This window comes from Enterobacter sp. Taxon_2 (genome assembly GCF_058355295.1).
On the sequence record NZ_CM178024.1, the window covers coordinates 4,198,583 to 4,220,706 of the forward strand.

The window sequence follows — 22,124 nt, forward strand, 5'->3', positions numbered from 1 at the left end:
CTCCGCATAACTTTGGATAGCGGCTTATGCCGCCACACAATGGAAGGTTTCGATAATGAAATTCCGCATGACTCTGGCTTTGGCCCTTTTTTCTTTAAGCACAGCATCCTTCGCAAACTCTCTCTGTCAGGAGAAAGAACAGGATATTCAGCGTGAGATCGGTTATGCCGAAAAGCATAACAATCAGCACCGTGTTGATGGTCTAAAAAAAGCGCTGAGCGAAGTGAAAGCGAACTGTTCAGACAGCAAGCTTCGTGCCGACCACCAGAAGAAAATCGCTGAACAGAAGGACGAGATAGCCGAGCGCCTTCGCGACCTGCAGGAAGCGAAAGAGAAAGGGGATGCGGAAAAAATTGCTAAGCGCGAGAAGAAGTTGAAAGAAGCGCAGGACGACCTGAAAGCGCTGGAAGCTCGCGATTATTGAGTTAACGGAAATCTCAACAGGAGAGAGAATCATGTCAAAAGATACGACGTCTGAACATCTGCGCGCTGAACTGAAATCCCTGGCCGATACCCTTGAAGAGGTGCTGAACTCCTCTGCTGACAAGTCAAAAGAAGAGGTCAGCAAGCTGCGCAGCAAGGCGGAGCAAGCGCTGAAGGAGAGCCGTTATCGCCTGGGTGAAACCGGTGATGCACTGGCGAAACAAACCCGTGAAGCGGCTGCCCGCGCGGACGAATATGTGCGTGATAATCCATGGACGGGTGTAGGGATTGGTGCCGCAGTGGGTGTGGTACTGGGTGTCCTGCTGACGCGTCGTTGATATGGAAGATCCTCGTCACGCACAAGGGCCTGCTAACAACGTCCTCGGCATCGGCCAGCGTATTTTAACGACGCTGGTCGGGATTGCCGAAACGCGCGTCCGGCTGGCAGTGGTCGAGCTGGAAGAGGAGAAAGCGAACCTCTTCCAGATGCTGCTGATGCTCGGGCTGACCATGCTCTTCGCCGCGTTTGGCCTGATGAGCCTGATGGTGTTAATCATCTGGGCCATTGACCCGCAGTATCGTCTTAACGCGATGATTGCCACCACCGTCGTTCTGCTGGTCGCCGCGTTGATCGGCGGTATCTGGACGCTGCGTAAAGCGCGCAAGTCCACATTCCTACGCCATACGCGTCAGGAGCTGGCGAACGATCGCGCCCTGCTGGAGGATGACTAGCCGTGAGCGGTAAAGCCGAACGTCAAAAGCGAAAAGCGTACCTGCTAAGCCAGATCCAGCAGCAACGGCTGGACCTGTCTGCCAGCCGTCGCGACTGGATTGACGCGACGCGACGGTTTGACCGGGGCTGGAATACCGTCCTGAGCCTGCGTTCATGGGCGCTGGTCGGCAGCAGCGTGATGGCTATCTGGTCCGTTCGTCATCCGAACATGCTGATCCGCTGGGCGCGTCGTGGATTTGGTGCCTGGAGCGCCTGGCGTCTGGTGAAAGCAACGTTGCGGCAGCAGCAATTACGCTAGCCTTCTCGCCGGGTGGCGGCTACGAGGTAAAAGCAAAACGGTAACTCAGGTTACCGTTTTTTGTTTTTGCGCCCTCTCCCCGTGGGAGAGGGTTGGGGTGAGGGCACCAGCGCGCACTCTCCCTTACTCAATATCTTTGAAAAAGATTGACAGTTTTCCTTGCTAACAATTGCCACCCGCCCCGTTTATTATCCTCTCCATCGACAGCAACGACGCGGTATCTACCCGGAATTGCAGACAAATAACGTTCAGCCGCTGATGTGGTTTCCTGGAGAGTAAAATGAAAAAATTAGAAGATGTTGGTGTACTGGTAGCGCGTATTCTGATGCCAATTCTGTTCATCGTTGCAGGTTGGGGAAAAATCACTGGTTATGCGGGTACCCAGCAGTATATGGAAGCCATGGGCGTTCCGGGGTTCCTGTTGCCACTGACCATTCTTCTTGAGTTCGGCGGCGGCCTGGCAGTCCTGTTCGGCTTCCTGACCCGCACCACCGCGCTGTTTACTGCAGGCTTCACCGTGCTGACGGCGTTCATCTTCCACAGCAACTTTGCGGAAGGCGTGAACTCTCTGATGTTCATGAAAAACCTGACCATCGCGGGTGGCTTCCTGCTGCTGGCCGTCACTGGCCCGGGCGCATACAGCATCGACCGCGTTCTGAATAAGAAATGGTAAGCACGCTATACTGAATGAACACAAAGCGAGGAGACATCTCCTCGCTTTTGCTATCTGACGGAGGAGAAAAAATGGGACAACTCGTAGACGGCGTCTGGCAGGATGTCTGGTATGACACCAAATCCACCGGAGGTCGCTTTAAGCGCTCTGTTTCGGCCTTCCGTAACTGGCTGACCGCCGATGGTGCGCCAGGCCCTAGCGGTGAAGGCGGCTTCGCGGCTGAGAAAGACCGTTATCATCTTTATGTTTCCCTTGCCTGTCCGTGGGCCCACCGCACGCTGATCGTGCGCAAGCTTAAAGGTCTTGAATCCTTCATTCCGGTTTCCGTCGTCAACCCGTTGATGCTGGAAAACGGCTGGACGTTTGACAGTGATTTCCCTGCGGCGACCGGCGACGAACTGTATCACCACGATTTCCTGTACCAGCTCTATCTGCGCGCCGATCCGCATTACACCGGTCGCGTGACCGTGCCGGTGCTGTGGGACAAGAAAAACCAGACGATTGTCAGCAATGAGTCTGCGGAAATCATCCGCATGTTCAATACCGCATTTGATGCCCACGGCGCCCGCGCCGGGGATTACTACCCGGTTGAATTGCGCGATAAGATTGATGAGCTGAACAGCTGGATTTACGACAACGTCAACAACGGTGTCTATAAGGCCGGTTTCGCCACCAGCCAGGAAGCGTATGACGAAGCGGTTGGAAAAGTGTTTGAATCGCTTGAACGCCTGGAACAGCTCCTGGGCAAGCATCGCTACCTGACGGGCGATCGCCTGACGGAAGCGGACATTCGCCTGTGGACCACGCTGGTTCGCTTTGATCCGGTCTATGTCACCCACTTTAAGTGCGACAAGCACCGCATCAGCGATTACCTGAACCTGTATGGTTTCCTGCGCGACATCTACCAGATGCCGGGCATCGCGGAGACGGTCGACTTCGACCATATTCGCACCCACTATTTCCGCAGCCACAAGACCATCAACCCGACGGGCATTATCTCCATTGGGCCGTGGCAGGATCTGGATGAACCTCACGGGCGCGACGTCCGTTTTGGATAAATATTAAGGGCATCAATAGATGTCCTTTTTTAATTCACAATCTCCATCTATCCTTACCTCGATCGCTTAGAAAACAAGTGATTGACTGACTAATGAGGCAAGGAAAATGGACTGGTATTTAAAAGTACTGCGCAACTACATTGGATTTGGTGGCCGCGCCCGCCGCAAAGAGTACTGGATGTTTGTTCTGGTGAACTTCGTCCTGATTATGGTGCTGGGCATCGTGGATAAAATTCTCGGCTGGGAGCGGGCTGGCGGTGAAGGCGTGCTGACCACCATTTATGGCCTGTTGGTCCTTCTGCCATCATGGGCGGTGCTGTTCCGTCGACTGCACGACACCGATCGTTCAGCGTGGTGGCTATTGCTGCTGTTGATCCCGATTGTGGGCTGGATCGTGATTTTGATTTTCAACTGCCAGAGCGGGACGCCGGGCGAAAACCGCTTTGGCCCCGATCCTAAGGTCGGCGCGTAAAATAACGCCCGGTGGCGCTGACGCTTACCGGGCCTACTCGTTCATTTATTGTGGTGGGCGAAAAGTTTGGGTATTTCGCGCAGGCACCATGATTTGGCTTCGCCCATGCTGTCGCGACGCCACGCCATAATGATATCCACTTCGCTGGTATACTCCGGGCTCACGACCCGCAGTCGCCCTTCTGCAATATCTTTTTCCACAAACGGGTACGGCATGGTCGCCACGCCCAGACCTGCCAGCAGCGCCTGCCGTTTGTCTTCCAGCGAGGTCACCGTCAGACGAGGCTGCTTATCCAGTAACTGCACCGTCAGCACCGGACGCTCGCGCGCGGTATCCGCGACCGCCACGCCGCGATACTTCACGCGCGTGACTTCAGAGAGCGGCTCCGGCTCCTGGTGAATCGGGTGGTTGGGGGCGGCAACGTAGACGTTCATCACGCTGTAGAGCTTGCGCGAGTTGATTTCTGACGATGAGCGGAAGTGCATGTCCGGCGCAATGACGATATCCGCCCTGCCCGTCTCCAGACGCTCCCACGCCCCTGCCAGCACCTCGGTGATGATCGACAGCTGCGTATTGGCCTTCGCTGCCAGGCGGTCCACCAGCGGGAACAGCGCTTCTGACGGCACCAGCGCTTCGGTAACTAACGTCAGATGGGTTTCCCAGCCGCGCGCCAGCGCTTCGGCGTCCGTCGTGAGCTTGTCCGCCGCTTCCAGCAGCACGCGGCCACGCTCCAGCAGCATCCGCCCGACGTTGGTGAATTTAGTTCGATGACCGGATCGGTCAAACAGCACCACGTCCAACTCTTCTTCCAGCTTCTGCATGGTGTAGCTCAGCGCAGACGGAACGCGCCCCAGTTCATCGGCCGCCGCCGCAAAACTGCCGCGCCGGTCAATCGCGTCCATGACGCGAAGCGCCTCAAGCGTCAATGCTCTCTCTTTAGCCATCTCGTTCTCATTCAGGAAATTTGAACATACCAGGCAGAATATCTGGCTAACAATGCAGCGTCCATACCTTTACCATTGTTTTAGTGTAAAGAGAGGTCAAGTTTATGATTACGACAAGAACAGCTAAACAGTGCGGACAAGCCGATTTCGGTTGGCTGCAGGCCCGCTACACCTTTTCCTTTGGACACTACTTTGACCCTAAACTCCTCGGTTACGCTTCATTGCGCGTGTTGAACCAGGAAGTGCTCGCCCCGGGCGCCTCCTTCCAGCCGCGTACGTACCCGAAAGTCGATATCCTGAACCTGATCCTGGAAGGCGAGGCAGAATACCGCGATAGCGAGGGCAATCATGTCCAGGCAAAGGCTGGCGAAGCGTTGTTAATTTCCACGCAACCGGGCATCAGCTACAGCGAGCATAACCTCAGCAAAGACAAAACGCTGACCCGCATGCAGCTGTGGCTGGACGCCTGCCCTGAGCGGGAAAATCCGCTGGTACAGAAGTTAGATTTAACGGGCGATAAGCAGCAGCTGATTGCATCGCCGGATGGCAGTAAAGGTAGCCTGCAGCTGCGTCAGCAGGTGTGGCTGCACCATATCGAACTGAAGAAAGGTGAACAGGCGAGCTTCCAGCTTCATGGCCCGCGCGCCTATTTGCAGTCTATTCACGGTACGGTGCATGCGGTGACGCATACTGAAGAGAAAGAAGCGCTAACCTGCGGCGACGGGGCGTTTATTCGTGATGAAGCGAATATCACCCTGGTGGCGGATACGCCGCTGCGCGCGCTGCTGATTGATTTGCCGGTTTAAAGAATGCCACTTGCCCCTCACCCCAACCCCTCTCCCCAAAGGGGCTAGGGGCTCGATCGTTCCCTCTCCCCTTTAGGGAGAGGGCCAGGGTGAGGGGTAACGGGTTGGATTAAATCACGACACCTTACTCGCCATAATCTCAATAATCTGCCGGTCCGTGGCCTGCATCGAGCGGCACGCCAGCGCACACAGGTTTGCGATTGACTGCTCCACATCGTGCGCCACAATCCCCTCGTTGCCCGTTACGCCCGACTCATCCAGCGCCATCATCACCGCTTTCCAGGCGCTACTGACGCTGGTTGAGACCTTCATGGCGCAGCTGTTTGACGCACCGTCGCAGATCATCCCGCTGACGTCACCGATCATGCTTCCAATCGCCATCGCGATGGTCTGGTAACAGCCCCCCATCAGCCACGCCATACCCGCCGCGGCGCCCATCGCCGCCGTTGTCGCCGCACACAGTGCGGACAGGCGCGGAAGCTGATAATGGATATAGATCGCCGACAGATGCGACAGCATCAGCGCCCGCGCGAGCCTTTCGTCGTCAGCCTGAACGTGTTCAGCCACGACCACCACCGGCATAGTGGCGGTGATCCCCTGATTGCCAGAGCCCGAATTACTCATCGCCGGCAGCGTCGCGCCGCCCATCCGGGCATCCGAGGCTGCGCTGGTACGAATTACAATATCTGACCCCAGATCCTGCGCCATCCATCCGCGCGCGCGCTGCTTATCAAGCGTTGCGCCAATATGCAGCCCCCACTTCCCGCTGAGCCCTTCGCGGGAGAGCGCATCGTTCAGCCGCCCTGCCTGCAGGATAAAGCGGATCGCCTCAAACGGCACCTGCTCGACAAATTCCAGGATCTGCGACAGTGTAGTAGTTGAAAGCACCGCCAGCGGATCGTCATTCGTCTGGCACCGTTGATCGTCAAGCGTAAAGCGCGTTTCCCCCTGGCAAACCACTTCCACCACCCGGGTATGCCCGCCCGCGATGGTCACCATTGCCGAGAGATCCCCGGCATGAACGCAGGCGCGGGAATAGAGGATCTCATCACAGGGCTCCTGCAGTTTTACCTGCACTTGCCCTGCCTCAAGCAGGGCTTTGGCGCGGACCAGTGCATCGGCGGTGGCATCTTTCAACACCTCCAGTCCGGCGTGCGCGTTACCGCCAATCGCGCCCAGCGCCGCCGCAATCGGTAACCCGACCATACCGGTACCCGGTACCGTCACGCCCAGCCCGTTTTTCATCAGGTTCGGCGAGACCCACGCCTCAATCCGTGTGACCTCCCCCGGCAGAAGGTCTGCGGCCATCGCACAGGCCAATGCCAGAGAGACGGGTTCGGTACACCCAAGGGCAGGCTTCACTTCTTCCTGCACCGCGCGAATAAATTGATTCCATAAAGGATGAGTTTGCTCAGACATCGTTACGACCTTAATTACCCTCAGGAGAATGCGAGGAAAGGAGAAACACAAAGCAGCAGTCCGGTGATGATGATTATCACCAGCGATACGCCTTTATATTTATGCAGGGCTGGCACCTTGTAGACCAGCCATGCCGGGATCAGACAGCCCACCATGCCGAAGATGGGGCTGCAAATGGAGGTGAAGCTCAGCACCGGCGCGTTCAGGACTATCGCGCTCCAGGCCAGCAGGATGGCGAACAGCATAATCCCGCGCTGGACGGCGTTTTCATTGATTTTCTCAGCCGGCATTCTGCGGCGCAGGATGTTCATGACGATACCCTGCGTCGCCTCGCGAAAGCCGAGATAGACGCCGAAGAACGCGGTCATCACGGCGAAGATATTGAGGATCACGCTGACGATTTTGACCCAGCCCGCGCCATCACCGCTGATAAACTGCGCCGCAATCGCCAGAGCCGAAATGTTCTGCTCGTAGGCTTTAACCGCCTCATCGTGCCCCATCGCCAGCGTGAAGGAGACGGCGTAGAAAAAGACCGTCACAAACAGGATGCCAAAGGCAATATTCATCGCCCGCAGCGCTTTGTGGCGCGCCACCTCCACCGATTTTTCCCGTGAACGGTATGAGATCACCATCGGACTCAGGGTCTGAATAAACAGAATGGAGGTTAAGGTAAAGGGCAGCGTAATGATGGCGTTTTTAATCAACAGTCCCAGCGGCGGCAGCATGCCCACGTTGGCCAGATGCCAGAGCCCAATCATTGACAGCCCCAGCGCGGCTACCACGAATAATTTGGTCAGCACCATCAGGCTGGAGACTTTAAACAGCAGCTTTTCACCGCGCGACGAAATGGCCACCAGAATGCAGATCAGGCATAAACCGTAAAACGGATTATCTGATAACAAACCGTCGGTCACGCCGAAGGTATGCAAATACGAGGCGCTGTCGTTGGTGATGGCCGTAGAATAGACAAACATCCAGATCACCAGCATCACGAAATAGAGTGCGCCTAATAAAATGCCCCAGTTCTTACCCAAATAACCGCTAATTACGCTCGGGTAATCTTTGCACTCCGGTGATTCCGCCAGCGTATTAATAAACAGACGCTGGAATAAATACATGGCCGGATAGCCGATTATTGATGAGAGCAAAAATACCCACAGCCCCATTAATCCGACCTGCACGGGGAGAAAAACTATCCCCGCGCCGATAGCCATCCCAATACTCATGATGACCCAGCCCGTGTCGGTGCTGTCGAATTTAATCGCCTCTCGCCACTCGCTTTCACTCATTCCCGCCCGCCTTGCCGCGGGGGAATCACTCACAATCACACTGCTGTTTGTTGCCGTATCCATTGGGCACTCGCTTATTTTGTAGGGTAAACAGTTGTTTTTATTAATTTCCGATCGCCAGCGATTGCGATTCAGATAGCAGCAGGTGCTTGTTTTTGGTGTGAGAAAATCTTAACCGGAGCGAGGGAGAAAAAAGTCACAACTTTTATGAGGCTTTTCTGTGTTAAGAGTAATAATTTCTATAAATCCATAAAAAACAGATAACATTTTCTAAATGTGATGCAGATCAAAAATTATTTCATCATTAAAACGAGAATATTTCAGAATTTATAAAGATGGATACCCTATTCTCAGCCTTTTCTTTTTTATAGGATGATATTTCAACAAACCACCTGATGATTATGGTTATGCTATGGACACCGTTGAAGAACTCAATGGAACCTACTTTTATAAAGGTGTATGTAACATCTCAGCATCTGAGTTATTTTTTTGGATTTTCCTGGATGCTACCGATGAACAGTTCGGCGGATTAAAGGATGTCGTAATGATGGCCACTATGATTCTTGGTTTACCGATACTTGAAACCAGAACAAAGCCAGAAACGGCTACAATAGGCACATCTGTAGCATCTAAATACCTGCGAGATCTACTGAATGTACAGCTGCCACATCGACTCCCTACAATTACGCTTGCAAGCTTCAGATACCGAAAACCAATGTATACCAAAAACTTAGGTGCATTCATCGGCAGATGGATACCGGCATTAGGAATAACCATACTTACTGCAGATGTTGCAATGATAAGTTACAAAACGCTTTCAAGATATAATACGATTGCTCACCCAAAAGACCGGATTTGGTGAAGATGAACAGTGAAACTGATGTTTTAAAATTCTTCAGGGATAATTTACCAGAACAAGGAACATTTACGGGCGAGAGAATCCCGCTTGAGATAGATGATGTTTTACAGGATTACACCGATCTGGATGATGTTGTATATGCTATTGAGATATTTGAAAAAAAGTACCATATCGAAGTAAACACTGAAAATTATTTCCCCTGGACTCAAACCTGGTTTTTCAGGAAATGGTTTACTAAAGATCCGGTTAAGCAAATATCAAAGCCATTAACGGTAAGAATGTTTGCCGAAGCGGTAAAAGCAGGTAAATGGATACACGATTGATTTATAGAAGGAGTTTTTATAATGGCCGTACCTGTTCACATTTGGTTCTATGACGATGGTGGCTCACTCATTAAAGGTTCATGTGATGTTCAGGATCGTGAAGGGAGTGTTGAAGTTAGAGGTTTAACCCATAATTTGAGTATTCCAACCGATCCACTCTCCGGAAGATTAACCGGAACGAGGAAACACGCTCCTTTCCTGTTCGAGAAGGAAATTGATAGCTCATCTCCCTATCTTTATAAGGCGGTAGCTACAGGGCAAAACCTTAAGAAAGTTGAGATTAGATATTACCGAATTAATGATGCAGGTTGGGAGGTTGAATATTTTAGAACGGAACTGGAAGGTGTGAAAGTTGTCTCTATCTCCCCTATTGTTAACGATACTCGTAACTGTCCTGGTACTGGTCACCTTGAATCTATTCAATTGCGCTACGAAAAAGCGACCTGGACCTATTGCGACGGGAATATTCAATTCTCTGATGCATGGAATGAACGGGCATCAGCATGAAAGTCAGGATCCATTCCTCACAGAATCTAATTAAAGCGATTCTGTGAGGCTTCATTTTTAATGAATGATTCAGGATCACTCTGCCAGCGCGTTAGCCATATCCGTTCTAATCTGTTTACGCTGTTCCGGAGTCAAAACCTGGCTGACGTCGAAGTAATATTTCACGCGGTAATAACGGGTCTGCTCTTCAATTTTGCTAAAGGCAGCAAGCTGGCTTTTCACCGTGCTTTCGTCCCATTTGCCCGCCTGGAACATGTCGATCAGCGCGCCGTCCTTCACGCCCGTCATCGGGATCTTGCTGACATTTTGTTCCAGCTGCTTATGCAGACCTTCAATCTTCTTAACCTGCTCATTGCTGAGATTCAGGTGCTGCACCAGCGGATCCTGCGATGGAGACGGAGCAGCCTCAACGTTCGCGGCCTGTGCCGTAAAACTACACACTGCCAGCGAGGCGGCGACCAGCGCAATACGGGTCATTTTCATCATCTTACTGTCCTTACATGCTGTTATAGGGAAAAGCAGGGGTATTGTTTTTCAAGAGCGGATGAATATGTGTGAGTAATTATATAAACAATTTTGTATGTTTAGCGGACAAAAAAAGGCCCCCTGCATTGAGGGGGCATGAGAGCTCACGTTTAGATAGAGTGGGTAAAGGTTCGCGAAATCACATCCTGCTGCTGCTCGCGCGTCAGCGCATTAAACCGCACCGCATAACCTGAAACGCGGATTGTCAGGTTCGGGTAATTCTCCGGGTGCGCGATGGCATCGAGGAGCATTTCCCGGTTCATGACGTTGACGTTCAGATGCTGCCCCCCCTCAATAGAGGCTTCGTGATGGAAATACCCGTCCAGTAGCCCCACCAGGTTGGTTTTGCGCACCAGCTCGTCCTTGCCAAGCGCCTGCGGCACGATGGAGAAGGTGTAGGAAATCCCGTCTTTCGCATAGGTGAACGGCAGTTTGGCAACCGACGTTAGCGAGGCCACCGCCCCTTTTCTGTCGCGCCCGTGCATTGGGTTCGCGCCTGGGGCAAACGGCGTGCCGCCGCGTCGTCCGTCCGGCGTGTTCCCGGTCTTCTGACCATAAACCACGTTGGAGGTGATGGTCAGGATCGACTGGGTTGGCACCGCGTTGCGGTAGGTCCGCAGCGCCTGAATTTTCTTCATAAAGCGCTCCACCAGGTCGCAGGCAATGCTGTCCACGCGGTCGTCGTTGTTGCCGTACTGCGGATAATCCCCTTCAATCACGAAATCGACTGCCAGTCCGGTATGGTCGCGCACCGGCTTTACCGTGCCATATTTAATGGCCGACAGGGAATCCGCGGCTACCGACAGCCCGGCAATGCCGCAGGCCATGGTGCGATAGACGTCCCGGTCGTGCAGCGCCATCAGCGAGGCTTCGTAGCTGTACTTATCATGCATGTAGTGAATGAGATTCAGGGCGCTAATGTACTGCACCGCCAGCCAGTCCATAAAGTGATCGAGGCTCGCCATCACGGTGTCGTAATCCAGCACGTCGTCCAGCAGCGGCTCGGTTTTAGGACCGACCTGGATCTTCAGCTTCTCGTCCACCCCGCCGTTGATCGCGTACAGCAGCGTTTTGGCGAGGTTAGCGCGCGCGCCAAAGAACTGCATCTGCTTGCCGATCACCATCGGGCTGACGCAGCAGGCAATGGCGTAGTCGTCACTGTTGAAGTCCGCACGCATCAGATCGTCGTTCTCATACTGCAGCGAAGAGGTGACGATCGACACCTGCGCGGCGTATTTCTTGAACGCTATCGGCAGCTGTTCTGACCAGAGGATCGTCAGGTTCGGCTCAGGTGCAGGCCCCATGGTGTGCAGCGTGTGCAGATAGCGGAAGCTGTTCTTGGTCACCAGCGTGCGCCCGTCCAGCCCCATGCCGCCGATCACTTCCGTCGCCCAGATCGGATCGCCGGAGAAGAGCGTGTCGAACTCCGGCGTGCGCAGGAAGCGCACCATGCGGATCTTCATGATGAAGTGGTCGATCAGCTCCTGCGCCTGGACTTCATTCAGCCTTCCTGCCTGCATGTCACGTTCAATGTAGATATCGAGGAACGAGGCCGTGCGCCCCAGCGACATCGCCCCGCCGTTCTGGGATTTCACCGCGGCAAGGTAGGCAAAATAGAGCCACTGCACCGCTTCCTGGGCGTTCATCGCCGGGCGTGCGATATCAAAGCCATAGTTCGCCGCCATCTGCTGGATCTGTAGCAGCGCGCGCTTATGTTCCGCCAGCTCTTCACGCAGGCGGATCGTCGCCTCCAGATCCTCACCGCGCTCCAGCCTGCCCTGCAGATCCGTAAACTGGAGTTCACGCTCGCGCACCAGATAAGCAATCCCGTACAGCGCCACGCGGCGATAGTCGCCAATGATGCGTCCGCGCCCGTAGCCGTCTGGCAAGCCGGTCAGCACGCCGGACTTACGGCAGCGCATCATCTCTGGCGAATAGACGTCAAACACGCCCTGGTTGTGGGTTTTGCGCAGGTCGGTAAAGAGATATTCAAACTGCGGATCCATCTCCCGGCCATAGGCTTCGAACGAGCTGCGGATCATGTTGATCCCGCCGTACGGATGCAGGGCGCGCTTAAGCGGCTTATCGGTTTGCAGGCCGACGATCGTCTCCAGATCCTGGTCGATATAGCCCGGCCCGTGGGCCGTAATGGTGGTAGCAATGTTGGTGTCAAAATCCACCGGGGCGTGGGTGGCATTCTCCTGGCGAATGCCGACCATCACCTTCTGCCACAGCGCCGTCGTTGCTGGCGTCGCCTGCGCGAGGAAAGCTTCATCGCCTTCATAAGGGGTGTAGTTATGCTGAATAAAATCGCGGACGTTGACGGCGTTTTTCCATTCTTCACCGCGAAACCCGGCCCATGCGTCGCTGTAGGGCGCGACGCCCGTATCGATTGTTACTTTCATGTGTTTCTCGCTTTATCAGGCGTAAGCCGCAGCCGGGGTAACCTTCCCAAGACGGAGGGCGTCCAGCGCGATCATTTTTTCTTCGTTGGTAGGGATCACCGCGCAGGCCACGCGGGACGACTCGGTGGAGATCACGCGCTCAACCGCGCTGCCCGGCAGGGCATTTTTGGCGTCGTCGAGGCGGATGCCGAACACGTTCAGATGTTCCGCCACCAGCGCGCGGACAAGCGTCGAGTTTTCGCCAATACCGCCGGTAAAGACCACCCCATCGAGGCGGTGCAGCGACGCCGCGTGCCCGGCGATATGCCGCGCTATACGGTGAACGAAGGTCTGGATCGCAAGCACAGCCCGCTCATTGCCTGCGTGCCAGGCTTTCTCCAGCGCGCGTAAATCGGAGGAGATGCCGGAGATCCCAAGCAACCCGGACTCTTTATTGACCACGCGCTCCAGATCCTCGAACGACTGCCCGGTCTGCTGGGCAATCCACGCCATCGCGCCGAAGTCCACATCGCCGCAGCGCGTACCCATCATCAGTCCTTCCAGGGGGGTCATCCCCATGGAAGTATCCACGCTTTCGCCGTTGCGCACCGCGCAGATGGACGCTCCGTTGCCGAGATGGGCAATCACCAGGCCGCTGTCATCGGGGGACAGCCCGAGAAGCGTATGCGCCTGCGCGGCCACGTAGCGGTGAGAGGTGCCGTGGAAGCCGTAGCGGCGCACGCCCAGCTCTTCAAAATAGCGGTACGGCAATCCGTACAGATACGCCTGCGGCGGCAGCGTCTGGTGGAAGCTGGTATCAAATACCGCGACCTGCTGCACGCCCGGGAACAAGCGCTCTGCGGCTTCCACGCCGCTCAGGTTAGCGTAGTTATGCAGTGGCGCCAGCGGAGAGACCTGGCGGATCTGCGCAATCACCGCTTCCGTAATCAGGGTCGACTCGCTGAAGAGGTCGCCGCCGTGCGCAATGCGGTGGCCAATTAAGGCCACGCTGCTCATCAGGTCACGCTTCTCCAGCTCCAGGGCGATGGCAGCCAGCGCCCCTTCGTAGTCCTGGTGAGCCAGTCTGGCTGGCTCACCCCCGTTCACGGAAATAAAGGCCTTCTCGGTGTTGATGCCATCTGCAATGCCCGTCATCAGTGCGTCGCAGCTGCTGGCGTCGAGCACCGAAAACTTAACAGAGGACGAACCGCAGTTAATTACCAGTACAACCGGAAACTCAATCATCATGTGACTCCGCTCTTCCTGAGCAATGGGTTAGAACAGTTTGTAAACGATATTCAGAATGGTCAGCAGGCCGACCGCGGTAACGAAAATGTTCTCGGTACGCCCTTTGTATTTCGCCAGAGCCGGGGCTTTGCGGATGGCGTACATCGGCAGCAGGCACAGCAGAGAGGCGATGATTGGTGCGCCCATGGCTTCAATAAGGTCGAGAATGTTCGGGTTGGCGTAGGCCACAACCCAGGTGGAGCCCATGATGAACACCATGCTGATGGTGTTCAGTTTGCCAACAGAAACTTTTTTCTTATCGCCCTTGTAGCCGAACTTGAGGATCAGGCCATTCAGACCTTCCAGCGTGCCCAGGTAGTGCCCGAAGAAGGATTTGAAGATAGCAACCAGCGCGATGATGGAGGCACCGTATTCCAGTACCGTCGCGAACGTCGATTTGGTTCCGGACATTGACGCAAAGTGGTTCGCCAGGTAAGAGAGCACCGGAATGTTCTGCGCCTTGGCGTCCGCCATGTTCTGCGGAGAGAGCGTAAACAGACAGCTAAAGGCGAAGAACATCACCACAGCCACCATCAGCAGGCTGGCGCGACCGATGATTTTGGAACATTTCTGCTCGGTGAACTCTTTACCGAACGTTGGCTCGTACTCTTCGCGCTTGGAGACCACAAACGAGGAGACGATAGGCGAGAAGTTGAAGGAGAAGACCATGATGGAGATACCCAGCCACACGGTGACCAGAATGCCGTCATGACCGGTGAAGGCGATATCGCTCAGGTTGACCTGGTCGATCACCGCCGAGTTCCAGTAAGGGATCAGCGACAGGGAAATCAGCACCAGGCTGGCGATAAACGGGAACACCAGGAAGCTCATGACCTTCACCATCAGGTCTTTACCAAACCAGATAACAAAGGCCATCAGCAGCAGCAGGAACAGCGCCACCACGCCGCGGTTCAGCGCTGGCAACTGGAGCTGGTTTTCCCAGAAGGTCATAAAGGTGTTGGTAATGGTGACGCCGTAAATCCACAGCAGCGGGCAAATGGCAAAGAAGTAGAGGAACGTGATCACCACCCCGCCGGTTTTACCGAAATGCTCTTCCACCGTTTCGGTGATGTTTCCGGAGACGTTGCTGCCGGACAGACACAAACGCGCCAGCGCGCGGTGGCAGTAAAACGCAATCGGGAATGCGAGAACCAGCATCAGCAGGATCGGGATCAATCCGCCAAAGCCTGCGCGAATGGGGAAGAACAGCACGCCTGCGCCAATGGCGGTACCAAACAGGCCAAGCGTCCAGGTGGTATCAGACTTACGCCAGGAGGACGTTTTTGTCTGGCCAACGATAATGCTTTCTGTGTTGCTCATAGGTCACCTTTATGCGTCAACGAAGCCGGTAATTTGGGAAACACGGGAGAGGTCGATATTGCCGCCGGAAATAATGCAGACGGTTTTGCGGCCCTGAATATAGTGGTCAAGTTTGCCGCTTAATAACGCAGCACAAGCCAGTGCGCCAGCGCCTTCCGTCACCACTTTATTTCGCTGAATAAGGGCAACCATGCTGTTGCGAATATCGTCTTCGCTCACCAGCACAATGTCATCGACCAGTTCACGAACGATTTCGAAGGTTAATTTCCCCGGACGAGAGACGTCGCAGCCGTCGGCTAACGTGCCGGTAACGCGATGATTGGTTATTTCTCCTGCCTGCCAGGAGGCTGCCATTCCGTGCACGTTTTCAGACTGTACGCCGATAATATTAATGGTCGGGTTGATGGATTTAATCGCCGTCGCAATCCCGGCAATTAATCCGCCGCCGCCGATAGGTACAATGACGTTATCCACGTCGTATAAATCTTCGAGAATTTCCAGGCCGATGGTGCCCTGCCCGGCAATCACTTTTGGGTCATCATAAGGCGGGATAAAAATGCGCCCTTCCGTCTCAACGATTTCGCTCACTTTGGCGATGGTATCGTTGAAGTTCTCGCCGTGCAGCACCACTTCGGCGGAGTAGTCGCGGGTGGCGGCAACCTTGGATTTCGGTGCCCCCTTCGGCATCACCACTTTGCCGTCGATGCCGAGCATGGCGCAGGAGAGGGACACACCCTGCGCGTGGTTTCCCGCGGAGCAGGCGACAACGCCTTTGCGTTTTTCAGCGTCGGTCAGCGAGCTTAACTTGTTAAACGCGCCGCGGATCTTAAACGAGCCGGTACGCTGCATATTCTCAAATTTCAGGAATATTTCGCCCTTACAACGTTCGCTGAGATAATTCGAACGTGGCATACCGGTTTTATATATTTTTCCTGCCAGTCGTTTTCTGGCGTCCTGAATATCTTCAATCGTTACCGGGAGATCGTAGGTAATATGCATAATATCCTCGTTATAATAATTCATTCTTTTCAGGCAAAGTCAGGGTATCAGCGCGTTAACACGTTAACGCTCTGGGTGTTTTTAAAATGAGTACTAATTATTCATCGTCGTCTTTCGATATTCATCGACGAATATTGTTTTGCCAGCTCAACTAATACTGACGCCGATTTTTTAATCCTGTAATTTTTTGACCACACGGCGGCATAACGCGCCACGGGTAATTCATCTTCCACTGGCAGCACAATAAACTGGTCAGAACCGAACGGTGCAATCATGTCGCGGGGAATCACCGTCAGATAATCGGCATTCAGCACAAGGTTATAAATGGTGACGACGGAATCGGTCTGGACGATGTTTTCGATGCTGATGTGGTTGTCTTGCAGGGTGGTCAGAAGTTCTTTGTAGTAGCCCATATCGGTTTGCGGCATCACCCACTGCTCGTGCGTGAGCGATGCCAGTGTCGTCGGGCCGGTGCACGTTCGCGTTTTGCTGGCGACCAGCACAAACTCGGACTCAAACAGCGGTTCGACGTGCAGATCCTGCAGCAGCATTTCATCACTCAGCGTGCCGATAGCGAAATCCAGACGACCGTCGCGAATGGCCGGAAGGAAAGAGGAGAGCTGGGCTTCATACATCGAGACGCGTGCTTTCGGGAACACTTCCTTAAATTTTTTGATCATTTCGGACAGGAAGGTGAAGCCGATCAGCGACGGGTAACCAAAGGAGACGTCCATAACGGTGCTGAAACTCAGGCTGTTAATCTCACTCACCATGTTTTTCATTTCGCGGGTGATGGACTCTGAGTACGAGAGCAGAACCTGGCCCGCAGCAGTGAGTTTTACGCCGGTGTTTTTACGCACCATCACTTCCACGCCGAAGTAGGACTCAATATCGCTGATGATTTTGCTGACGGCGGGTTGCGTCAGACCCAGCTGTCTTGCTGCAGAACCTATGGAGCCACTTTTAATGACTTCCTGAAATACCACGAGGTGCTGTGTTTTCGGTAGAATAATAGTGTTCATAATATTCTGCACTTATTTCCCTATGACGGGGTGAATTCTACTCAATAATGTTTGAAGGGGTATGTGCTGTTACTCACAATTTGCTTTCCAGACCCTTTATCACGCACAGCGAAAAACCATAAAAACGCTTATTTATCAAAGCAATAAATAGAGACAAATATGCTACTACGCTGATATTGATCAACAAAAATAGCGGTAATAAATTTATTTTATGGCGATAACCAGGATAAATTTTACCATCCGGAAAAAATCAATAAAGGCGATATTTCAGGCAATTAAAGACCAATAAATAACCGCTATTTGTTTGAAACATTCTTTCAATTTATCAAATTTTTCCGACGCGAATTTTCAGGCTGGCAGAAAAGAGTGGAATACGTCACATATTCACGGGAGAAATGTATTTGATTTCAATGTATGCATATCAAACGAGAAAAGTTTCGCGATCATTAAGATAACAATCATAACAAATTATCAATACTGAAAATCGCGAGTTTTTTAGCGTGAAATTTTGTGATGACGATCGCCCACAGACACAGAAGCGATACTGAAGGGATAAAAACAGTGAAATGTGCTTAATGTCGCAAATGTGAGAATTGATGTCGTTTGTCTGGTGCCGGGTGGCGCTGCGCTTACCCAGTCTACACCCCCTGAAAGCAAAAACCCCGCCGAAGCGGGGTTCTCTGAGAAGTTGAAGCTGACCGATAAGCCGGGTTCTGTCGTTGGACAGTCATTCATCTAGGCCAGCAATCGCTCACTGGCTCAAGCAGCCTACCCGGGTTCAGTACGGGCCGTACCATGTGAACCCCTATTTGGCCTTGCTCCGGGTGGAGTTTACCGTGCCACGGACTGTTACCAGCCGCGCGGTGCGCTCTTACCGCACCCTTTCACCCTTACCTGATCCCGCTTGCGCGGGCCATCGGCGGTTTGCTCTCTGTTGCACTGGTCGTGGGTTTCCCCCCCAGGCGTTACCTGGCACCCTGCCCTATGGAGCCCGGACTTTCCTCCCCTCCGCCCGTCTCCCCCGAAAGGGACGACGACGAAGCGGCGACTGTCTGGTCAGCTTCGGCGCGCAGTATAGAGGGTTTGCGCGCCGCTGTCACCCTCAGGTATGGGCAAGGCGTGATTAACGCGCCACTTCCACCTTCGCCAGTTTTTCGTAGTAGCATGCAATTGCGCTGTGATCGGCCGTGCCCAGGCCATCGGCACGCAGCGCCTGCATCATCTCCATGACCGCCGCGGTCAGCGGCAGCTGCGCCCCCACGCCGTGAGACGTATCCAGCGCGTTGGCCAGATCTTTGATATGCAGGTCGATGCGGAAACCGGGTTTGAAATTACGATCCATGACCATCGGCGCTTTGGCCTCCAGTACGGTACTGCCCGCCAGACCACCGCGAATGGCCTGATAGACCAGGTCCGGGTTGACGCCCGCTTTGGTTGCCAGCGTCAGCGCTTCGGACATGGCGGCAATGTTCAGCGCCACAATCACCTGGTTTGCCAGCTTGGTCACGTTACCCGCCCCGATATCCCCGGTATGCACCACGGAGCCCGCCATCGCTTTCATCAGGTCGTAAAATTTATCGAAAATAGCTTTATCGCCGCCGACCATCACCGACAGCGTACCGTCTATCGCTTTCGGCTCACCGCCGCTGACCGGCGCGTCCAGCATATCGACGCCCTTTGCTTTTAGCGCCTCGCTGATTTCACGACTTGCGAGCGGCGCAATAGAGCTCATATCAATCAGCACCAGGCCCGGCTTCGCGCCGTCGATAATGCCGTTTTCACCCAGCGCAACCTCTTTAACATGCGGTGAGTTTGGCAGCATGGTGATGATGACGTCGCACTGCTCAGCAATCGCTTTGGCTGTCGTGGCCGTTTCTGCGCCCGCCGCCATCACCTCCGCCACGGCCTGTGGATTATGATCGGATACCACCAGCGAGTAACCCGCTTTGATGAGGTTCTTACTCATTGGTTTACCCATGATCCCCAGGCCAATAAAACCCACTTTCAGCGTCATAATCTGTATCCTCAATGATGGTTATTTTTTAAAAGCGTCCGCTAATTTCTGCGTGGCCGAGCGGAATACGCCGAGGTCGCTGCCGACGGCAACAAACGTGGCTCCCCACTCCAGATAGCGACGGGCGTCCGCCTCAACCGGCGCCAGAATGCCGCACGGTTTGCCGTGTGCTTTGGCGCGGGCAAAGATGTGCTGGATCGCGCGCTGTACGTCAGGGTGGCTGGCGTTGCCCAGATGGCCAAAGGCGGCAGCCAGATCGCTTGGGCCGACGAAGATACCGTCCACGCCGTTTGTGGCGGCAATCGCGTCGACGTTATCAACGCCCTGCTGGCTCTCGATCTGAACCAGAATGGTGATGTTGCTGTTGGACTGCGCGAAATAGTCCGGCACGATGCCAAACATATTGGCGCGGTGCGAAACGGAGACGCCGCGGATCCCTTCCGGGGGGTAGCGCGTTGACGCAACGGCCAGCGCCGCTTGTTCTTCCGTCTCCACAAACGGGATCAGAAAGTTGTAGAAGCCGATATCCAGCAGACGCTTGATAATCACCGGCTCGTTGGTGGGTACACGCACCACCGGGGCGCTGTGGATGCCTTTCAGCGCCATCAGCTGCGGAATAAACGTGCTGATATCGTTCGGCGCATGTTCGCCGTCCAGCACCAGCCAGTCGAAACCGGCCAGGCCCAGCACTTCGGTGCTGATTGGGTTTGCCAGCGCGGACCAACAGCCAATCTGAATCTGGTGCGCCGCGAGGGCCGCTTTAAATTTATTCGGGAAGATATCGTTACTCATCGTATTTACCTTTTTATTCCGCAGCCTTTTCCAGCGTCATTTTATTTATTCATTCAGACACCGTGTCAGCATGATATTTATTATTCTGACGTATTCTGGCGTGATAAAATCGTCATTCAGTATAAGACGCCATCCGCGACCGCACATTGTTTTAATGCTCAGGTATTACGGCATATTTTGATAAAAATTTTTGCATATGCACAAAGCACTGGGCGCTAATGCACAGAATCAAGGATTACGGGTTCGGGAGCGATCGAGATCACATTTTAATATCCCCTATGCTGACATGCTTTATTTCTGAAAGCCGCGTATTTATTTCTACCATTAGAAAATTGGCTGAATTTATTATCAGACACTTTGCTGGAGAATAGTGAACAATGGCCGACATTGAAATTCGACAGGCATCGCCGACGGCGTTTTATATCAAAGTACACGACATCGATAATGTGGCGATTATTGTCAACGACAATGGCTTAAAAGCGGGCACTCGATTCCCGGACGGGCTGGAACTGATTGAGCATATTCCACAGGGACATAAAGTCGCCCTGGTGGATATCCCTGCTAATAGCGAAATCGTACGTTACGGTGAAGTCATCGGCTATGCCGTTCGCGCTATACCACAGGGTAGCTGGGTTGAGGAGTCGCTGGTGGCACTTCCAGAAGCGCCGCCGCTGAACACGCTTCCGCTGGCAACCCGCGTGCCGGAACCGCTTCCTCCGCTGGAGGGCTATACCTTCGAAGGCTACCGCAATGCGGACGGCAGCGTCGGCACCAAAAATCTGCTCGGTATTACCACCAGCGTGCACTGCGTGGCGGGCGTAGTGGATTACGTGGTGAAAATCATCGAACGCGATCTGCTGCCAAAATACCCGAACGTCGACGGTGTGGTGGGCCTGAACCACCTCTACGGCTGCGGCGTGGCGATTAACGCGCCCGCTGCCGTGGTGCCTATCCGGACCATCCACAATATCGCCCTCAACCCGAACTTTGGCGGCGAGGTGATGGTCATCGGCCTCGGCTGTGAAAAATTGCAGCCAGAACGCCTGCTGCAGGGTACTGAGGATGTCAAAGCCATCCCGGCAGACGAGGCCAGCATCGTGCGCCTGCAGGACGAACGCCACATTGGTTTCCGCTCAATGGTCGATGACATTCTGCAGGTGGCAGAGCGACATCTGGACAAACTCAACCGCCGCCAGCGCGAAACGTGTCCGGCCTCGGAACTGGTCGTGGGCACCCAATGCGGCGGCAGCGATGCCTTCTCCGGCGTGACGGCCAACCCGGCGGTAGGCTATGCGTCCGATCTGCTTGTTCGCTGCGGCGCCACGGTGATGTTCTCCGAGGTGACCGAAGTGCGTGACGCCATCCATCTGCTTACGCCACGCGCCGTTAATGAAGAGGTCGGCAAGCGCCTGCTTGAGGAGATGGCCTGGTACGATAGCTATCTCGATATGGGCAAAACCGACCGCAGCGCCAACCCGTCTCCGGGGAACAAAAAAGGCGGCCTGGCGAACGTGGTGGAAAAAGCCCTTGGCTCCATTGCCAAATCCGGTCAGAGCGCCATTGCAGAAGTGCTCTCTCCGGGCCAGCGCCCGACGAAACGCGGCCTGATTTACGCGGCAACGCCGGCCAGCGATTTTGTCTGCGGCACGCAGCAGGTGGCATCCGGCATTACGGTACAGGTCTTTACCACCGGGCGCGGCACGCCGTACGGCCTGATGGCGGTGCCGGTGATTAAGATGGCGACCCGCACCGAGCTGGCAAACCGCTGGTATGACTTAATGGATATCAACGCGGGCACTATCGCCACCGGAGAAGAGAGTATTGAGGACGTGGGCTGGAAACTGTTCCACTTCATTCTGGATGTCGCCAGCGGACGGAAGAAAACCTTTTCGGATCAGTGGGGATTGCATAATCAGCTGGCGGTGTTTAACCCGGCACCGGTGACGTGACTTCCCGTCACCCAGCCCTCTCCCCCAG

23 protein-coding genes and 1 other RNA gene are annotated in these 22,124 nt (G+C 54.3%); 12 read left to right on the plus strand and 12 right to left on the minus strand.

What is annotated here, in order from left to right; translation table 11 throughout:
• The first annotated feature begins 55 nt into the window (after positions 1–55).
• The 7 genes from AC4IC4_RS19915 to AC4IC4_RS19945 all read left to right on the plus strand — a co-directional run bounded on the left by AC4IC4_RS19915 (position 56) and on the right by AC4IC4_RS19945 (position 3,657).
• On the plus strand, positions 56–424 hold the full coding sequence (locus AC4IC4_RS19915) for a DUF1090 domain-containing protein (RefSeq protein WP_491471779.1): 369 nt from the start codon (positions 56–58) through the stop codon (positions 422–424).
• Between the two features lie 31 nt (positions 425–455).
• On the plus strand, positions 456–761 hold the full coding sequence (locus tag AC4IC4_RS19920) for an ElaB/YgaM/YqjD family protein (protein WP_008503141.1): 306 nt from the start codon (positions 456–458) through the stop codon (positions 759–761).
• Between the two features lies 1 nt (position 762).
• Positions 763–1,155, plus strand: a complete 393-nt coding sequence (locus AC4IC4_RS19925) for a phage holin family protein (RefSeq protein ID WP_023333540.1) — start codon at positions 763–765, stop codon at positions 1,153–1,155.
• Positions 1,156–1,157: 2 nt separating this feature from the next.
• Positions 1,158–1,454: a YqjK-like family protein gene (locus tag AC4IC4_RS19930; RefSeq protein ID WP_024906403.1), complete on the plus strand. Its 297-nt coding sequence runs from the start codon at positions 1,158–1,160 to the stop codon at positions 1,452–1,454.
• Between the two features lie 280 nt (positions 1,455–1,734).
• Positions 1,735–2,127 carry a DoxX family protein gene (locus AC4IC4_RS19935; protein ID WP_023309292.1) on the plus strand — a complete coding sequence of 131 codons (393 nt, stop codon included), beginning with the start codon at positions 1,735–1,737 and terminating at the stop codon, positions 2,125–2,127.
• A 71-nt stretch (positions 2,128–2,198) separates the two neighbouring features.
• Positions 2,199–3,185 carry a glutathione S-transferase family protein gene (locus AC4IC4_RS19940; RefSeq protein WP_032650332.1) on the plus strand — a complete coding sequence of 329 codons (987 nt, stop codon included), beginning with the start codon at positions 2,199–2,201 and terminating at the stop codon, positions 3,183–3,185.
• Positions 3,186–3,291: 106 nt separating this feature from the next.
• Positions 3,292–3,657, plus strand: coding sequence for a DUF805 domain-containing protein (locus tag AC4IC4_RS19945; RefSeq protein WP_032650333.1), 366 nt, complete (start codon positions 3,292–3,294; stop codon positions 3,655–3,657).
• Between the two features lie 41 nt (positions 3,658–3,698).
• Here AC4IC4_RS19945 and AC4IC4_RS19950 read toward each other — a convergent pair whose 3' ends face one another.
• Positions 3,699–4,601: a LysR family transcriptional regulator gene (locus AC4IC4_RS19950; protein WP_032650335.1), complete on the minus strand. Its 903-nt coding sequence runs from the start codon at positions 4,599–4,601 to the stop codon at positions 3,699–3,701.
• Positions 4,602–4,705: 104 nt separating this feature from the next.
• On the opposite strand from AC4IC4_RS19950, the gene AC4IC4_RS19955 reads away from it, so the two are divergent.
• On the plus strand, positions 4,706–5,407 hold the full coding sequence (locus AC4IC4_RS19955; protein ID WP_023309295.1) for a pirin family protein: 702 nt from the start codon (positions 4,706–4,708) through the stop codon (positions 5,405–5,407).
• Between the two features lie 114 nt (positions 5,408–5,521).
• On the opposite strand, the gene AC4IC4_RS19960 is transcribed toward AC4IC4_RS19955, so the two are convergent.
• Together AC4IC4_RS19960 and AC4IC4_RS19965 are read right to left on the minus strand one after the other, a co-directional pair.
• On the minus strand, positions 5,522–6,826 hold the full coding sequence (locus AC4IC4_RS19960) for an L-cysteine desulfidase family protein (protein ID WP_491471780.1): 1,305 nt from the start codon (positions 6,824–6,826) through the stop codon (positions 5,522–5,524).
• 20 nt (positions 6,827–6,846) lie between these two features.
• Positions 6,847–8,178, minus strand: coding sequence for an SLC5/6 family protein (locus AC4IC4_RS19965; protein WP_491471781.1), 1,332 nt, complete (start codon positions 8,176–8,178; stop codon positions 6,847–6,849).
• A 349-nt stretch (positions 8,179–8,527) separates the two neighbouring features.
• Here AC4IC4_RS19965 and AC4IC4_RS19970 point away from each other — a divergent pair, with 349 nt between their 5' ends.
• From AC4IC4_RS19970 to AC4IC4_RS19980, 3 genes are read left to right on the plus strand one after another with little or no spacing between them, the layout of a single operon-like run.
• Positions 8,528–8,977: an STM2901 family protein gene (locus tag AC4IC4_RS19970; protein ID WP_491471782.1), complete on the plus strand. Its 450-nt coding sequence runs from the start codon at positions 8,528–8,530 to the stop codon at positions 8,975–8,977.
• Between the two features lie 2 nt (positions 8,978–8,979).
• On the plus strand, positions 8,980–9,297 hold the full coding sequence (locus tag AC4IC4_RS19975; RefSeq protein ID WP_491471783.1) for a DUF1493 family protein: 318 nt from the start codon (positions 8,980–8,982) through the stop codon (positions 9,295–9,297).
• A gap of 21 nt (positions 9,298–9,318) precedes the next feature.
• Complete coding sequence (locus AC4IC4_RS19980) at positions 9,319–9,804, plus strand: Hcp family type VI secretion system effector (RefSeq protein ID WP_491471784.1); 486 nt, start codon at positions 9,319–9,321, stop codon at positions 9,802–9,804.
• 75 nt (positions 9,805–9,879) lie between these two features.
• Here the strand turns inward: AC4IC4_RS19980 and AC4IC4_RS19985 are convergent, their stop codons facing one another.
• The 9 genes from AC4IC4_RS19985 to garL form a co-directional block, all read right to left on the minus strand.
• Positions 9,880–10,290, minus strand: coding sequence for a Spy/CpxP family protein refolding chaperone (locus AC4IC4_RS19985; RefSeq protein WP_491471785.1), 411 nt, complete (start codon positions 10,288–10,290; stop codon positions 9,880–9,882).
• Positions 10,291–10,439: 149 nt separating this feature from the next.
• Positions 10,440–12,734 (minus strand): formate C-acetyltransferase, encoded by a 2,295-nt coding sequence (gene pflB / locus AC4IC4_RS19990; RefSeq protein WP_491471786.1) that lies wholly within the window; start codon positions 12,732–12,734, stop codon positions 10,440–10,442.
• A gap of 15 nt (positions 12,735–12,749) precedes the next feature.
• Positions 12,750–13,958 (minus strand): propionate kinase, encoded by a 1,209-nt coding sequence (gene tdcD / locus AC4IC4_RS19995; protein ID WP_491472846.1) that lies wholly within the window; start codon positions 13,956–13,958, stop codon positions 12,750–12,752.
• 30 nt (positions 13,959–13,988) lie between these two features.
• Positions 13,989–15,320, minus strand: coding sequence for a threonine/serine transporter TdcC (gene tdcC / locus AC4IC4_RS20000; protein WP_024906394.1), 1,332 nt, complete (start codon positions 15,318–15,320; stop codon positions 13,989–13,991).
• Between the two features lie 9 nt (positions 15,321–15,329).
• Positions 15,330–16,319, minus strand: a complete 990-nt coding sequence (gene tdcB, locus AC4IC4_RS20005; RefSeq protein WP_024906393.1) for a bifunctional threonine ammonia-lyase/L-serine ammonia-lyase TdcB — start codon at positions 16,317–16,319, stop codon at positions 15,330–15,332.
• Positions 16,320–16,420: 101 nt separating this feature from the next.
• Positions 16,421–17,341: a transcriptional regulator TdcA gene (tdcA, locus tag AC4IC4_RS20010; protein WP_008501504.1), complete on the minus strand. Its 921-nt coding sequence runs from the start codon at positions 17,339–17,341 to the stop codon at positions 16,421–16,423.
• 686 nt (positions 17,342–18,027) lie between these two features.
• An RNA gene (rnpB, locus tag AC4IC4_RS20015) (RNase P RNA component class A) lies at positions 18,028–18,405 on the minus strand.
• Between the two features lie 59 nt (positions 18,406–18,464).
• Positions 18,465–19,355: a 2-hydroxy-3-oxopropionate reductase gene (gene garR / locus AC4IC4_RS20020; RefSeq protein WP_491471787.1), complete on the minus strand. Its 891-nt coding sequence runs from the start codon at positions 19,353–19,355 to the stop codon at positions 18,465–18,467.
• A gap of 21 nt (positions 19,356–19,376) precedes the next feature.
• Positions 19,377–20,147 (minus strand): 2-dehydro-3-deoxyglucarate aldolase, encoded by a 771-nt coding sequence (gene garL / locus AC4IC4_RS20025; RefSeq protein WP_491471788.1) that lies wholly within the window; start codon positions 20,145–20,147, stop codon positions 19,377–19,379.
• A gap of 377 nt (positions 20,148–20,524) precedes the next feature.
• On the opposite strand from garL, the gene garD reads away from it, so the two are divergent.
• Entirely contained in the window at positions 20,525–22,096 is a 1,572-nt protein-coding gene (garD, locus tag AC4IC4_RS20030; protein ID WP_491471789.1) for a galactarate dehydratase, read from the plus strand.
• The last annotated feature ends 28 nt before the right edge of the window (positions 22,097–22,124 follow it).

Bases quoted from the DNA above. Each gene is read 5' to 3' on its own strand.
- AC4IC4_RS19915 (WP_491471779.1), top strand. From the start codon at position 56: ATGAAATTCCGCATGACTCTGGCTTTGGCCCTTTTTTCTTTAAGCACA.
- AC4IC4_RS19920 (WP_008503141.1), top strand. From the start codon at position 456: ATGTCAAAAGATACGACGTCTGAACATCTGCGCGCTGAACTGAAATCC.
- AC4IC4_RS19925 (WP_023333540.1), top strand. From the start codon at position 763: ATGGAAGATCCTCGTCACGCACAAGGGCCTGCTAACAACGTCCTCGGC.
- AC4IC4_RS19935 (WP_023309292.1), top strand. From the start codon at position 1,735: ATGAAAAAATTAGAAGATGTTGGTGTACTGGTAGCGCGTATTCTGATG.
- AC4IC4_RS19940 (WP_032650332.1), top strand. From the start codon at position 2,199: ATGGGACAACTCGTAGACGGCGTCTGGCAGGATGTCTGGTATGACACC.
- AC4IC4_RS19945 (WP_032650333.1), top strand. From the start codon at position 3,292: ATGGACTGGTATTTAAAAGTACTGCGCAACTACATTGGATTTGGTGGC.
- AC4IC4_RS19950 (WP_032650335.1), bottom strand. From the start codon at position 4,601: ATGGCTAAAGAGAGAGCATTGACGCTTGAGGCGCTTCGCGTCATGGAC.
- AC4IC4_RS19955 (WP_023309295.1), top strand. From the start codon at position 4,706: ATGATTACGACAAGAACAGCTAAACAGTGCGGACAAGCCGATTTCGGT.
- AC4IC4_RS19960 (WP_491471780.1), bottom strand. From the start codon at position 6,826: ATGTCTGAGCAAACTCATCCTTTATGGAATCAATTTATTCGCGCGGTG.
- AC4IC4_RS19965 (WP_491471781.1), bottom strand. From the start codon at position 8,178: ATGGATACGGCAACAAACAGCAGTGTGATTGTGAGTGATTCCCCCGCG.
- AC4IC4_RS19970 (WP_491471782.1), top strand. From the start codon at position 8,528: ATGGACACCGTTGAAGAACTCAATGGAACCTACTTTTATAAAGGTGTA.
- AC4IC4_RS19975 (WP_491471783.1), top strand. From the start codon at position 8,980: ATGAACAGTGAAACTGATGTTTTAAAATTCTTCAGGGATAATTTACCA.
- AC4IC4_RS19980 (WP_491471784.1), top strand. From the start codon at position 9,319: ATGGCCGTACCTGTTCACATTTGGTTCTATGACGATGGTGGCTCACTC.
- AC4IC4_RS19985 (WP_491471785.1), bottom strand. From the start codon at position 10,290: ATGATGAAAATGACCCGTATTGCGCTGGTCGCCGCCTCGCTGGCAGTG.
- pflB (WP_491471786.1), bottom strand. From the start codon at position 12,734: ATGAAAGTAACAATCGATACGGGCGTCGCGCCCTACAGCGACGCATGG.
- tdcD (WP_491472846.1), bottom strand. From the start codon at position 13,958: ATGATTGAGTTTCCGGTTGTACTGGTAATTAACTGCGGTTCGTCCTCT.
- tdcC (WP_024906394.1), bottom strand. From the start codon at position 15,320: ATGAGCAACACAGAAAGCATTATCGTTGGCCAGACAAAAACGTCCTCC.
- tdcB (WP_024906393.1), bottom strand. From the start codon at position 16,319: ATGCATATTACCTACGATCTCCCGGTAACGATTGAAGATATTCAGGAC.
- tdcA (WP_008501504.1), bottom strand. From the start codon at position 17,341: ATGAACACTATTATTCTACCGAAAACACAGCACCTCGTGGTATTTCAG.
- garR (WP_491471787.1), bottom strand. From the start codon at position 19,355: ATGACGCTGAAAGTGGGTTTTATTGGCCTGGGGATCATGGGTAAACCA.
- garL (WP_491471788.1), bottom strand. From the start codon at position 20,147: ATGAGTAACGATATCTTCCCGAATAAATTTAAAGCGGCCCTCGCGGCG.
- garD (WP_491471789.1), top strand. From the start codon at position 20,525: ATGGCCGACATTGAAATTCGACAGGCATCGCCGACGGCGTTTTATATC.